Origin of the sequence: Lentzea flaviverrucosa (assembly GCF_003350445.1) — a bacterium.
Classification (GTDB): Bacteria; Actinomycetota; Actinomycetes; order Mycobacteriales; family Pseudonocardiaceae; genus Lentzea; species Lentzea californiensis.
This window is the reverse complement of the sequence record NZ_QQAU01000005.1, coordinates 469,724-481,624: the sequence shown is the minus strand read 5'-3', so window position 1 is coordinate 481,624 and position 11,901 is coordinate 469,724. Positions and strand designations below refer to the sequence as shown.

The window sequence follows — 11,901 nt, the reverse complement described above, 5'->3', positions numbered from 1 at the left end:
CTTCACCTTTGCTCAGGCCACCTTCTGCCCCGTGGCCACGTTCATGCGGTTCCACAGGTTGATCGCGCCGATGGCGATCACGAGGCCGGCGAGCTGCTCCTCGGTGTAGTGCTTCGCCGCCTCGTCCCACACGTCGTCGCTCACGTGCACCCGCGTGATCTGCTCGGCGAGCGCGAACCCGGCCTTCTCGGCGTCGGTGTAGTACGGCACGTCCCGCCACCCCGCGACGGCGTAGACCTTCTCGTCCGCCACGTTCGCCTGGCGCAGCAGCTTGGTGTGGTAGTCGATGCACGTGCCGCAGCCGTTCATGATGCTGACGCGCAGGCAGATCAACTCGACGTAGTCCCCGTCGAGCCCCGTGCTCCCCGCTGCCGCCGACAGGTCCAGCAGTGCCTTCATCGCGCCGGGCACGGACATGATCGGGTTGGTGATCCTCATCTTCGATCTCCCTGTCTCGTCGTCTTCCGCTCTCTCGACCCGGCAGACGACGAAGGTGTGACAGGACGTCCGAAGATTCTTCCTAGGCGCTGATCCCCTGCCCGAGTCCACCGTCGACGGACAGGTCGGCGCCGGTCGTGAAGGTGGCGTCGAACGCCAGGAACAGCACGGCGTCGGCGACCTCGTTCGCGGTGCCGTGCCGCTTGAGCGGCGTGATCCGGTCGCCTTCCTCCTTGAACTGCTGCAGGGTCTCCTCCGGCAGTCCCGTGACGCCCATGGACGGCGTGTCGATGAAGCCGGGGCTCACGACGTTGACGCGGACGTTCCTCGGCGCCAGCTCCGCCGCGAACGAACGGCCGAACGACCGCACCGCCGCCTTCGCCCCGGAGTAGACGCTCATCCCCACCGCGCCGCCGGTCTGCGCGATCGACGTCGTGAAGACGATCGACCCGCCCTCCTTGACCAGCGGGCCCAGCCGCTGCGCCGTGAAGAACGCACCCTTGGTGTTCACGTCGAACGTGCGGTCGTAGTCCTCCGCGGTGACGTCCGGGATCTCGAACAACGTCGCGTAGCCGACGTTGATGAAGAGCAGGTCGACTTCCCCCAGCCGCTCCCGCACCTCCTGCTCGAGCCGGGCGATGTCGTCGAGGTTCGCCGCGTCCGACGCGATGGCGTGCGCCTTGACGCCCTCGGCCTTCTCCGTGCTGCGCCCCGTGAGCAGCACCTCGGCACCACCCTCGACCAGCTTGTCGACCACCGCGCGGCCCATGCCGTGCGTGCCGCCCGTGACGACGGCCTTCTTCCCCAGGTACTTCACTTCCGGATCTCCTCGATGACGCTCGCGATGCTGTGCGCGCCGTGGCCGTTGCGTTGGGCGCGTTCGAACAGGCCGTGCAGGGCCTGCGGGATGGTGGTGTCGAGGCCCTGTTCGCGGTTGGCCTCGGTGAGCAGGCGCAGTCCGGACACGTTGATGTCCAACGCGGACACGTCGGTCTCGTACTGCCTGGTCTGCGTCTGCTCGCCCATCTCGGGCAGCATGTGGCCGAGCTCGTTCAACCAGTCCGCGACCATCGGCGTGAACCGGGCCGGCTCGATGCCCTCGGTGCCCATCAACGCGACCGCCTGCAGGTAGCCGCCGAAGGTGGCCCACATGATGCCGAGCAGGGCCAGGTCGTAGAGCGCGGCGAGCCCCGCGTCCTCGCCGACGTACACCGGTTCGCCGAACGCGTGCAGCACGTGGTGGTTCTCGCCGCCGCTGAAGAAGATCTTCGCCTGCGGGGTACCGATCTGTTGCGGCACAGCCATGATCACGCCATCGACGTACTCGATGCCGTTGTCCTTGGCCCACCGCGCGGTGGCACGGGCCTGGTCCGGCGTGCCGGACGTGAGGTTGACGAGCGTCTTGATGTCGTTGGTGAGCAGCGGTTGTTGGACGTCGTACGTGGACAGGCAGGTGACGACGACGTCGCTCTTGAACGCCTCTTCCGGCGTGGCGGCACTTCTGGTGTTCGGCAGTTCCTTGGGCGTGCGGTTCCACACGGTCACTTCGTAGCCCTGGCCGACCAGGGCCTTCGCCAGCGCGCTGCCCATCCGGCCGAGGCCGAGCACGCTCACGGTTTTCTTGATCCCCATGCCGTGAATGCTCGTTCTGACACTGGCGGATCGACAAGTACCTACTATTTTGTCAGGTACCCACTTTTTGGTAAGGATCCAGCATGAAGCCACGACAGTATTCGTGCGGCCTCGACGCGGCGATCGACGTGATCGGCGGCCGCTGGAAGGCCCTGATCCTCTGGGCGCTGCACCACGGCCCCGTGCGCACGGGCGAACTGCGCAGGTCGGTGTCCGGCATCAGCGAGAAGATGCTGATCCAGGTGCTGCGCGAGATGGAGGCCGACGAGATCGTGCACCGCGAGGTGTTCCACGAGGTGCCGCCCCGCGTCGAGTACTCGTTGACACCACTGGGAGTGCGGCTGAACGACGCGCTCGACGCGCTGGGCAACTGGGGTGAGGAGAACATGAAGGCGATCGCCCGCCGCCGAGGCGTCGAACCCGCACCCAGGCATTGACTCGGACGCCGCCGTGCCTAGCGGTCGAAGTACACGACAGTCGCGTCGTCGGAAATCTTCTCGCGCGGCCAATCAACGGCCTTGACGTCTTCCTTTTCGACCGCGCGCATTCTGCGGATGAGGTCGTCCGGCCCGTTCGCCGCCATCAGTTCGAGCGCCTGACGCCAATCGAAGAGATTGAACAGGTCGACCGCCCGAGCGGCCCCGTCGGACAGGATCGCGACGCGCCGCACGTTCTGCAGCGGCACCTCCCCCGTCATCGCGTGCGGGACATCAGCGACCTTCGCACCAGCCGTGCGCTTCGTCTGCGTGTCACTCACCACGAGCAACTCGCTCTTGGTGTCGACCACGACCGTGGCGTCCCCGAGCACCAGGTACCGCAGCACGTCGTCCTTGGTCTGCACCATCGCGATCGCCACGCTGGGCGAGTCCGGGTGATCGAGGTCGCAGGTGCCGGAGTGCAGCTCAGCGGCCTGTTCGACGGCCTTCGCGAGCGCCACGCCAGGCTCGAGGTGCGCGAACCGCAGGATCTCGCCGGAGAGCTGGTCGGCGAACCACCCGACACCGTGCACGCACCCGGTCTCGGGCTTCGCCGTCACGCCGTCGAGCACCGCGAGCAGGTTCGGGCCGACCAACGCCCGGTCCTCGCTCGGCGCCGTCGTCCTGCCGGCTTCCGTTGCCATCTGCGTACGCACTGAGATCCCCCTCGGCCCGTTACGACGGTACGACGATGGGCCCCTGACCTGTCCGGTCAGAGGCCCATCAGTCTTGCGTGGCGGGTAGAGGATTCGAACCTCTGTAGCTTTCGCGACGGATTTACAGTCCGCTCCCATTGGCCGCTCGGGCAACCCGCCCCACACCGCCGTAACGGTGCGGGCAGAACAATACATAACCCCATCGGGAGGGCCCAAATCGGGGTCCCCCAGTAGCATCGACGCTGGCTGTGATCCCGAGATCGTTGAGGAGTGAAGTCGTGGCGGACCCGTCGTTCGACGTGGTGAGCAAGGTGGACCGGCAGGAGGTCGACAACGCGCTCAACCAGGCCTCGAAGGAGCTGAGTACCCGCTTCGACTTCCGCGGGACCAACACCACAGTGGCCTGGGCCGGCGAGGAGGCGATCGCCTTCACCTCCGAGACCGAGGAGCGCTGCAAGGCGGCGATCGACGTCTTCCAGGAGAAGCTGGTCAAGCGCAACATCTCCATGAAGGCGTTCGAGGTGGGTGAGCCCGCCATCTCCGGCAAGGTGTTCAAGGTCACGGGAAATCTCGTGCAGGGCATCACGTCCGAGAAGGCCAAGGAGATCGCCAAGAAGATCCGCGACGAGGCGCCCAAGGGTGTTCAGGCGCAGATCCAGGGCGACCAGTTGCGTGTGACCGGCAAGAAGAAGGACCACCTGCAGGACGTCATCGCACTGCTGAAGGGTTCTGACTTCGGCATCGCCATCCAGTTCACCAACTACCGGTGAAGGGCATCGTCCTCGCCGGTGGCAGTGGGTCGCGCCTGCACCCGATCACGCAGGCCGTCTCCAAGCAGTTGCTGCCGGTGTACGACAAGCCGATGATCTACTACCCGCTGTCGGTGCTCATGCTGGCCGGCATCCGCGAGGTGCTGATCATCAGCACGCCGACCGACCTACCGCTGTTCCGGCGGTTGCTCGGGGACGGGTCCCAGTGGGGCATGGCCTTCTCCTACGCGGAGCAGGCCGCGCCGAACGGGCTCGCGGAGGCGTTCCTCATCGGCGCGGACTTCGTCGGTGACGACGACGTGGCGCTGGTGCTGGGCGACAACATCTTCTACGGCCAGGGTTTCTCCACCACGCTGCAGCACCACGCGTCCTCTTTGGACGGCTGCGTGCTGTTCGGCTACCAGGTGAAGGACCCCGAGCGGTACGGCGTGGGCGAGGTCGACGCGACGGGCAGGCTGTTGTCCATCGAGGAGAAGCCCGCGAAGCCGAAGTCGAACCGGGCGATCACCGGGCTCTACTTCTACGACAACGGTGTGGTCGACATCGCGCGGCAGCTCAAGCCGTCGCCTCGCGGCGAGCTGGAGATCACCGACGTCAACCTCTCCTACCTGCGCGAGGGCCGGGCTCAGCTCGTGGACCTGAGCCGCGGGTTCGCGTGGCTCGACACCGGCACGCACGACTCGCTGCTCGAGGCCGGGCAGTTCGTGCAGGTGCTGGAGCACAGGACCGGCGTGCGCATCGCGTGTCCCGAGGAGATCGCGCTGCGCATGGGCTTCATCTCCGCGCAGGAGTGCTACGCGCTCGGCGAGAAGCTCGGCAAGTCCGGGTACGGCGAGTACCTCATGGCCGTGGCGAAGGCAGGGATCTAACCAGCCCTGCGCGCCATTTCCTCGAGCCTGCGGATGCGGTCGGCGATCGGCGGGTGGGTCGAGAACCACTTCGAGAACTGTTCCCCCGAGCGGAACGGGTTCGCGATCATCAGGTGGCTCTGCGACACCACCCCCGGCTCCGGTGCGAGCGGCGCCGCCCGCGTCCCCAGGTCGATCTTGCGCAGCGCCGAGGCCAGCGCCAGCGGGTCGCCGGTGAGTTCCGAACCCGCCTGGTCGGCCTGGAACTCGCGCGAGCGGCTCACGGCCAGGCGCACGACGGTCGCCGCGATCGGACCGAGCAGCGCGATCAGCAGCAGGCCGAGCGGGCCGGGGCCGTCGTCGTCGGAGTCGCCGCCGCCGAAGATCCCGGCGAACAGGGCGAGGTTGGCCAGCATCGTGATCACGCCGGCCAGTGCGCCGGCCACGCAGCTGATCAGGATGTCGCGGTTGTAGACGTGCGCGAGCTCGTGGCCGAGCACGGCACGCAGCTCGCGTTCGTCGAGCAGGTCGAGGATGCCCGTGGTGCAGCACACGGCGGCGTTGCGCGGGTTGCGGCCCGTCGCGAACGCGTTCGGCGCGACCGTCGGGCTCAGGAACAGCCTGGGCATGGGCTGGCGCGCCTTCTGCGACAGCTCACGCACGATGGCGTAGAGCACTGGTTGCTCCACTTGCGACACGGGTACCGCCCGCATCGCGCGCAGGGCGAGCTTGTCCGAGTTGAAGTACGCGTAGGCGTTCACGCCCAAGGCCAACACCAGGCCGATGACCAGTGCCGTCCGGCCGAACAGGCTGCTGACCAGAACGATCAGCGCGCTCATCCCGCCGAGCAGCACGGCCGTCTTCAACCCGTTGAAGTGCTTGTGCACGGTTTTCGCCTCCGGGTTTTACGTCCTACCCCTCAACGAACCGGGCCGTCGTCCAGTTCCGGTGGCCGTTTCGGGCGCGGCCTCCGCGCCTGAGTCGAGTGGCGGTGGTGGTGGCACCTTCTCGACCCAGGTGGACAGCACGTCCCGTTCGTGGACGAGCTCCGCGACAGCACCCTCGCCGTCGATCGAGCCCGTTCCCGGATAGCCGAACTCCGGCGCCCAGTGCAGGGCGTCGAACGGGCAGACCTCGACGCAGATGCCGCAGTAGAGACACTGGCCGTAGTCGATCGCGAACCGGTCGAGCACGTTGCGGCTGCGCGGGCGGGCACTGCCGGGCTGCTCTTCGACCTCGGTGTGCGACGTGATGTGGATGCACCAGTCAGGACACTCGCGCGCGCAGATCATGCAGACCGTGCAGTTGGCCTCCAGCAGCGCGATGACGCCCCTCGTGCGCGGTGGAAGGTTCGTCACGACTGCGGCTCCTCTTCGCGGCGCGGGCCCCAGGACGGGTCCGGCACTCCAGGTGGTGCGGTGCGGCGGCGGCTCGGGGCACTCGTGTTGTCCTCGCCGGGTTCGAGAGCGCCGGGCCACGGGCGCACGACACGGGAGGCGAGCACGAAGTCCTTGCGCAGCGGGTGGCCCTGGAAGCTGTCGGGCAGCAACAGGTGCTCGGGCTCGCCGTCCGCGGTGACGCCGAACGTCACCCCGAACATCTCACTGGCTTCACGCTGGTGCCATTGCGCGCCCTTCCAGAGGTGGCCGATGCCCGGCAACGCCTCCTCGGGGCCCAGTTCGGTCCGCAGCATCACGCCCTCACGCGTCCGCGGGTCGATGACGTGCAGGAGCACCGCGTGGCGCTGACCCGCGGCGCCCGGCCGGCCCGCGTCCTCGACGCCGAGCCAGTCGAACATCACGTAGCCGTCGGCGTGGTGGGCTGTGGCCGTGGCGAGCCAGTCGGCCGGCTCCACGTGGTGGACGGTCTGGCCGAACGCGGTCTTCGGGGTCGTCATGCGTTCACCAGCCCGTGCAGCGCCTTCAGGCCTTCGAGCAGCGCTTCGGGCCGCGGCGGGCAACCGGGGACGGCGACGTGGACCGGCAGGGCCTGGTCGATCCCCTTGGTGACGCTGTAGGAATCCCAGTACGGGCCGCCGGTGTTGCTGCAGGCGCCCACGGAGATCACGTAGCGGGGTTCGGGCATGGCCTCGTAACTGCGGAGGACAGCGGGCAACATGACGTCCGTGACCGTGCCGGAGACAACGAGAACGTGCGCCTCGCCCGCGCCGTCGACCGGCGTGACGCCGAGGTCGGGCAGGCGGTCGAGAGCTGCCATCACTTCGACCCCACAGCAGGCGAGTCCGAGTTCGAGCACGGTGACCTGGTAGGTGGTGCCCCATTCCAGGCGAGCGGAAGCCGTCACAACGGCTGAGCGTAATACTTGGGGGCCCGCCGGCTGACGCCTGCGGACCCCCACCCCCCAATGATTCCCCCCGGAATCGGCTCCCACGCGTGGTCGCCGCAGATAGTTTTGTACACCGCGAGATAAGTGTCCAGGGATTTGCCGACAGGATCTGCAGATAATTTTTCGGCGAAATGCGGTCAAGTTCAGTTCAACTGATCGGCAGAACACAAGAGAGGGTCCCGATGTCCGGCTCGTCCCAGTTGGTGCTTCCCACCAGCACCTCGCTGCACCGTTTGCTGCACATGCCCGGTGCACTACTGGATACCACGATGGACCAGCTCAGGACCCTGCTCACGGTGCATGAGACCCGTTCGGCCCTACGCGCGGCTCGGGCATTGGGACGAGAGCAGTCGAGCGTGCAGAAGCAGCTCGACACGTTGAACAGGAACTTCCTGGAACTGTGCGGTGAAGCGCTCGTGGTGAAGCAGGGCCGCGGAAAAGACGTGCTCTTCACACCGACTGGTGAGTCGATCGTCGAATTGGCGCGGGAGACGCTCGCGGAGTGGCTCGACGGAATTCACGAGTGCCGCCGCAAGCTCGGCACGACCGTCACCGTGGGCACGACGCGATACATGCTGGACACGCTCGCGAAGGCGTGGCACCACGTGGCGGACGAGTTCCAGGAGCGCGACGTGGACCTCAAGGTCGTGCACATCCGTACCAAGGACATCTGGACGAAGCTGGAGACCCAGGAGGTCGACGTCGTCTGCGGCAGCGTCGTCACGCGGGCAGGTCAGGGCTGGGAGCGCCCCGAGTTCGAGGTGATCCAGTGGCGGCGGGGTGGCCTCGCCCTGCTGACGAACCTGCCGGAGACGGTCGTCGGGGACCGCGTGCGCGTGCCCGCGCTGCGGTCGGTGCCGTTGGTCGTGCCGGGCGCCGGGCTGATCGCGGAGTTCCTGCGCGGCTGGTTCGGCCCCGACTACCGGCAGGGCCTCGACATCGCCGCGGAGATCGACGAGATCCAGTACGGCATCTCCCTGCTCCGCTCGAACCTCGTCAAGGGCGCCATGATCGTCACGTCCGGCCTCGGGGTGGTGGCGGCGAACAACGAGCTGCGCGAGGGAAGCGGCCTGCGCGTGGTGCAGCTCGCCGACGACTCGCTGGAACGGCTCGTGGGCGTGTTCGCGCGCACCGACGCGCTGGCGAAGCACCCGGCGGACCACCCGCTGAAGCTCCTGTGGGCCGCGTTCGAGCGGGAGGCTCCGCCCCTGTGAAACGCCTGGCGCTGGCTACCCACGCGCGCGAAAACAAAAGCGCCCCGGTGGTGACCGGGGCGCTTCCGTCGTTTTCCTGACTACTTCTTCGCGGGTGTCATGGCGTCGTGCTCAGGCCTGCGTTGCTCGACAGTGGGACGATGCTGGGCTTTGGCCATCTTGGCCAGCCAACTCGTCGCCTCCGAGCGGATCTTCTCCAGCTCGTCGTCGCGTGCCTGTTGCTCGTTCATCGGCCACTCCCTGCGTTCGGGGATCGCGTTCGATGGGAGCACTACCGGGCGTGTGCCCGCTAGGGCCGCCATGCTTGTGGGTGAACCTGTTTGACAGCATCGTCCGCCGATAGGTTTCCCGCACCCCGACACGACGAGTTCGGCTCCTTTAGTACCCCAGGTAGCCGCCACCCAGGTTCATGTTGACCAGACCCGGGTGGTTGTGGAAGCCGCCGTAGCGCGCGTAGGTGTAGCGAACGCCCGCGATGATGTTGTCGACCGGCGCGAGGATGTTGTCGTAGCCGGCCAGCTTGTACGCGCGGAACGTCGGGTCGATGCACTGCATCAGGCCCTTGGACGGCGTGCCGCGCATCGCGTTGGAGTCCCAGTTGTTGACGGCGTTGGGGTTGCCGTTCGACTCCTTCATGATGATCGTGTAGATCTCGTCCATGGAGCCGTTGTCGATGTTGGTGCCGTTGGCCTGCAGGACCTTGATGGCGTCCTTGATCCAGCCCTCGACCTCGCGCTGCTTGGCGGGCTTGCGCATCTCGATCTGACGCTCGGCCTCGGCCTTGGCAGCTGCCTCGCGCTGGGCGTGCGCGTCCGCGGCGACCTTCGTGGCCTGCTCGAACGTCTGCTGCGCGTACATCTGCTGGAACTGCAGGAGACGGCCGACCTGGCTGCCCGGGTTCACGTCGTGAACCGTCTGGATGGTCTTGGCCTGCTGGTCGGGGAGAGCGCCCAGCTCGGCCGCACCCGCGGCGAGTTCGGTCGGAGAACCAGTGGTGGCGGCATTGGCGATGGCCGCGGTGCCGGCGGCGACACCTGCGGCGACGACGATCGCGCTCACGCGGTGGGCAAGCGGAACCTTGTCGTCCTCGACGCGGTGAGCGCCGGGCTTGACTTCTTGCTTGGGCACGACCGTGTACACGGTTCGGCCATCGGCCTTGCTGTGCCGGGCCAAGGGAGAGCCTCCTGCGTCGGGGAGCTTGGCCACCGGGCTGTCTCGGCGGGGGATTCCGAGCCGGACTTTGGACCCTAGGTACTACTGGTCCTGTGTCCTGCCGGTGACCAAACCGTTATCGGCGGGCGAGAACGTAACCTCGCGTCACGAGCGCAGGCAAGCCTGAGCGCCCGTTGGGTGACTCTCGTCACGTTTCCGATGAGCTGGGCTAGCCGTTGCTGACAGACAGTCAACAAGCCGCGTGAGTCCTGCGTAAGTTCATCGTTGCCTCCTGACGAACTGACGGAGCTGTCTGTTAGTTCGCTACTGGTCCGGCTCTCGTTATGGGTTACGTCCACGACCACGCGATCGAGTGGTGCCGTCACGCTTCGTGGTGATATCGGGGTGCGGGTGCTGACCTGCGGGGACTTGATCGCTGGACAGCGTTTTTCTGTGTCTGACGAGGGGTACGGAAAGGCCGCCTGTCCGGTTCACCCGATGTTGTGGGTTAACTCTTGCGCTTCTGCTCGAGCGCCTTGAGAACCCAGTCCGGGCTGTCACCGGGACTGTCGTTGAAGGCGATCGCGGCCTGCGGCTGACGCCAGTGCACCTCGTTGACGACGACCTGGAAGAGCTCCAGCAGACCGGGCCCCTTGCGGATGCCGCCGCCGACCAGGACCGCGTCGTACTGCTTGTCCTCGAGCTTCTCGACGAGCTTCGCCTGGGCGCGGCCGTCCAGCTCCGCGAAGTCGATGAGGAACAGGTCCTCGGCGAGGCCCAGCTCGGCGAAGGCCCTGCTGCCCTGCTCGATGCCGGCGGCGACCGGGGCGGGGTCGAAGCCGGGAATGGTGTGGGGGTCGAAGCCGATCACGAGGATGTTGGGCACCCGCCCGAAGTTACCGAGCAGCGGAGCCGTGAGGCCCGCAGGGCGAGGAACTGAGGCGAGAGCCCGCTCGGCCCTGAATACGTTCGGCGGATGATCGAAGGCTTCACGTGGCGTCCCCTCACTCGAGACGACGCCCAGACGTCAGCCGACCTCCTCAACGCCATCGAGGCCGTCGACAAGATCGGCGAGAACTACACGGCCGAGGACACCCTCACCGAACTGGTCGACCCGTACGCGGACCTGGAACGCGGCAGCCTCGCGGCCTTCGACGGCGACGTGGTGGTCGGCTTCATGAAGATCCAGTACCGGCCGACCGCCTCCGAGGCCCACCGCGTCTCCCTCGACGGCGGCGTCCACCCCGCGTACCGGCGCCAGGGCATCGGCACCCGGTTGGTGCGGGCGGGCATCGAGTCGGCCCGCGTCCTGCACGCGCTGCACCGCCCGGCGCTCCGGCTCGCGATCAACGTCCACAAGGCGGAGCACATCTCCAGCCTGTCCGATCTGCTCAGTGCCGCCGGATTCACCCCGTTCCGCTACTTCCAGCGCATGGAGCACGCTCCTCGGCGTCGGGCCGTCCGCCGACCCGCGGATCGAACCGTGGTCGGAGGCGACCGACGAGGAGTTCCGGCGCGTGCGCAACGAGGCGTACCGCGAGAACTGGGGCTCGACGCCGATGCCGGTGGAGCTCTGGAAGAACAAGGTGACCAACCAGGCGTTCCGCCCCTCCGCCAGCTTCCTGCTGCGCGAGGCCGGCGGGGTGGCGGCCGGCCTGCTGGTGACGATGAACTGGGAGGCCGACACCGAGGCCACCGGGGTTCGTGATGCGCACTTCATGGTCATCGGCACGTTGCCCGGCCATCGGAACCGTGGCGTTGCGAGCGCTCTGCTCGGCCATGCGCTTCGAGCCGCTGTTGATCAGGGTTATGACCGCGCACTGCTGAGCGTGGACTCGGAGAACGTCACCGGGGGCGTTCGGCATCTTCGAGCGGGCCGGGTTCACGTCGACGATGCGCTTCGTGCGGTGGGAGCTGGAGGGCTGAGCCTCAGGTGGACGGCGGCCTGGTCGAATCAGCCCAGGTCAGCAGAGCTTCGTCACCCGATCGAGGAAATCTATGCTGACGGGAGTAGACATTGTCCGGCCGACGTGTGTAGTGTTCTCCTTGTTGGAAGAGAGAGAACATGACACGGGAGATGACGAACTACCCGTGAAGCAAGTGCAAGACGAAGTTCGAAGTTGAAGTGCAGTTGGCAAGTGCAAGACGGTCAGATGTGCCGGAGCCGATCAGTGGAAGGGGTTCTGGCAGGTGACCAGGGGCAGTCGGTGAGGTGAGTCCGGCATGTGCAAGAGGTCCGGTGCCGACAGCCACGTGAGAGAAGAAAAGTCAGTACTCAGAGGAGAAGGGAAGGGTTGCACACCATCGGATCGCCCGCCTTCGGCTGAACTCCGCCGGACGGGTACCGCGGTTCCATCAGATTGGAAGGT

16 protein-coding genes, 1 tRNA gene and 1 pseudogene are annotated in these 11,901 nt (G+C 66.9%); 6 read left to right on the top strand and 12 right to left on the bottom strand.

Translation table 11 applies throughout. From position 1 onward, the window contains the following. Nucleotides 1–12: 12 nt before the first annotated feature. The 3 genes from DFR72_RS19150 to DFR72_RS19140 all read right to left on the bottom strand — a co-directional run bounded on the left by DFR72_RS19150 (nt 13) and on the right by DFR72_RS19140 (nt 2,070). Nucleotides 13–438, bottom strand: coding sequence for a carboxymuconolactone decarboxylase family protein (locus DFR72_RS19150; protein ID WP_090065903.1), 426 nt, complete (start codon nt 436–438; stop codon nt 13–15). Nucleotides 439–520: 82 nt separating this feature from the next. Further along, nucleotides 521–1,255, bottom strand: a complete 735-nt coding sequence (locus tag DFR72_RS19145; protein ID WP_090065904.1) for an SDR family NAD(P)-dependent oxidoreductase — start codon at nt 1,253–1,255, stop codon at nt 521–523. Further along, complete coding sequence (locus DFR72_RS19140) at nt 1,252–2,070, bottom strand: NAD(P)-dependent oxidoreductase (RefSeq protein ID WP_245983138.1); 819 nt, start codon at nt 2,068–2,070, stop codon at nt 1,252–1,254. The genes DFR72_RS19145 and DFR72_RS19140 overlap by 4 nt, the downstream gene beginning before the upstream one ends. Before the next feature lie 83 nt (nt 2,071–2,153). Between DFR72_RS19140 and DFR72_RS19135 the strand changes: the two genes are divergently transcribed. After that, on the top strand, nt 2,154–2,507 hold the full coding sequence (locus DFR72_RS19135) for a winged helix-turn-helix transcriptional regulator (RefSeq protein ID WP_090065905.1): 354 nt from the start codon (nt 2,154–2,156) through the stop codon (nt 2,505–2,507). 17 nt (nt 2,508–2,524) lie between these two features. On the opposite strand, the gene DFR72_RS19130 is transcribed toward DFR72_RS19135, so the two are convergent. Next, nucleotides 2,525–3,190 carry a protein phosphatase 2C domain-containing protein gene (locus tag DFR72_RS19130; protein WP_090065906.1) on the bottom strand — a complete coding sequence of 222 codons (666 nt, stop codon included), beginning with the start codon at nt 3,188–3,190 and terminating at the stop codon, nt 2,525–2,527. Nucleotides 3,191–3,280: 90 nt separating this feature from the next. Further along, nucleotides 3,281–3,361: transfer RNA gene (locus DFR72_RS19125), tRNA-Tyr, on the bottom strand. A gap of 119 nt (nt 3,362–3,480) precedes the next feature. On the opposite strand from DFR72_RS19125, the gene DFR72_RS19120 reads away from it, so the two are divergent. Then, entirely contained in the window at nt 3,481–3,972 is a 492-nt protein-coding gene (locus tag DFR72_RS19120; protein ID WP_090065907.1) for a YajQ family cyclic di-GMP-binding protein, read from the top strand. Then, nucleotides 3,969–4,841, top strand: coding sequence for a glucose-1-phosphate thymidylyltransferase RfbA (gene rfbA, locus DFR72_RS19115; RefSeq protein WP_090065908.1), 873 nt, complete (start codon nt 3,969–3,971; stop codon nt 4,839–4,841). Before DFR72_RS19120 ends, rfbA begins: the two co-directional genes overlap by 4 nt. On the opposite strand, the gene htpX is transcribed toward rfbA, so the two are convergent. Genes htpX through DFR72_RS19095 form a run of 4 tightly spaced genes read right to left on the bottom strand, consistent with a single transcriptional unit; the run spans nt 4,838 to nt 7,124 of the window. Further along, nucleotides 4,838–5,707, bottom strand: a complete 870-nt coding sequence (gene htpX / locus DFR72_RS19110) for a zinc metalloprotease HtpX (RefSeq protein ID WP_090065909.1) — start codon at nt 5,705–5,707, stop codon at nt 4,838–4,840. The genes rfbA and htpX overlap by 4 nt on opposite strands. Before the next feature lie 18 nt (nt 5,708–5,725). Further along, on the bottom strand, nt 5,726–6,178 hold the full coding sequence (locus DFR72_RS19105) for a 4Fe-4S binding protein (RefSeq protein ID WP_090065910.1): 453 nt from the start codon (nt 6,176–6,178) through the stop codon (nt 5,726–5,728). Next, complete coding sequence (locus tag DFR72_RS19100; RefSeq protein ID WP_090065911.1) at nt 6,175–6,717, bottom strand: NADH-quinone oxidoreductase subunit C; 543 nt, start codon at nt 6,715–6,717, stop codon at nt 6,175–6,177. Before DFR72_RS19100 ends, DFR72_RS19105 begins: the two co-directional genes overlap by 4 nt. After that, nucleotides 6,714–7,124, bottom strand: coding sequence for an NADH-quinone oxidoreductase subunit B (locus tag DFR72_RS19095; RefSeq protein ID WP_177224550.1), 411 nt, complete (start codon nt 7,122–7,124; stop codon nt 6,714–6,716). Before DFR72_RS19095 ends, DFR72_RS19100 begins: the two co-directional genes overlap by 4 nt. A 173-nt stretch (nt 7,125–7,297) precedes the next feature. On the opposite strand from DFR72_RS19095, the gene DFR72_RS19090 reads away from it, so the two are divergent. Then, the gene (locus tag DFR72_RS19090; protein ID WP_342768656.1) at nt 7,298–8,380 is read left to right on the top strand and encodes a LysR family transcriptional regulator; all 1,083 of its coding nucleotides are present in this window, start codon (nt 7,298–7,300) and stop codon (nt 8,378–8,380) included. Nucleotides 8,381–8,460: 80 nt separating this feature from the next. On the opposite strand, the gene DFR72_RS45615 is transcribed toward DFR72_RS19090, so the two are convergent. From DFR72_RS45615 to DFR72_RS19080, 3 genes are all read right to left on the bottom strand, one after another. Continuing rightward, entirely contained in the window at nt 8,461–8,610 is a 150-nt protein-coding gene (locus DFR72_RS45615; protein ID WP_170176313.1) for a hypothetical protein, read from the bottom strand. Nucleotides 8,611–8,758: 148 nt separating this feature from the next. Continuing rightward, on the bottom strand, nt 8,759–9,508 hold the full coding sequence (locus tag DFR72_RS47735; RefSeq protein WP_342768655.1) for a transglycosylase SLT domain-containing protein: 750 nt from the start codon (nt 9,506–9,508) through the stop codon (nt 8,759–8,761). A 532-nt stretch (nt 9,509–10,040) separates the two neighbouring features. After that, nucleotides 10,041–10,418 carry a hypothetical protein gene (locus tag DFR72_RS19080; RefSeq protein ID WP_090065914.1) on the bottom strand — a complete coding sequence of 126 codons (378 nt, stop codon included), beginning with the start codon at nt 10,416–10,418 and terminating at the stop codon, nt 10,041–10,043. Nucleotides 10,419–10,508: 90 nt separating this feature from the next. Here DFR72_RS19080 and DFR72_RS47915 point away from each other — a divergent pair. Both DFR72_RS47915 and DFR72_RS47910 read left to right on the top strand, forming a co-directional pair. Further along, nucleotides 10,509–10,799: pseudogene (locus tag DFR72_RS47915) on the top strand (GNAT family N-acetyltransferase); the annotation flags it as partial. 292 nt (nt 10,800–11,091) lie between these two features. Beyond that, on the top strand, nt 11,092–11,601 hold the full coding sequence (locus DFR72_RS47910) for a GNAT family N-acetyltransferase (RefSeq protein WP_245983136.1): 510 nt from the start codon (nt 11,092–11,094) through the stop codon (nt 11,599–11,601). Nucleotides 11,602–11,901 lie beyond the last annotated feature (300 nt).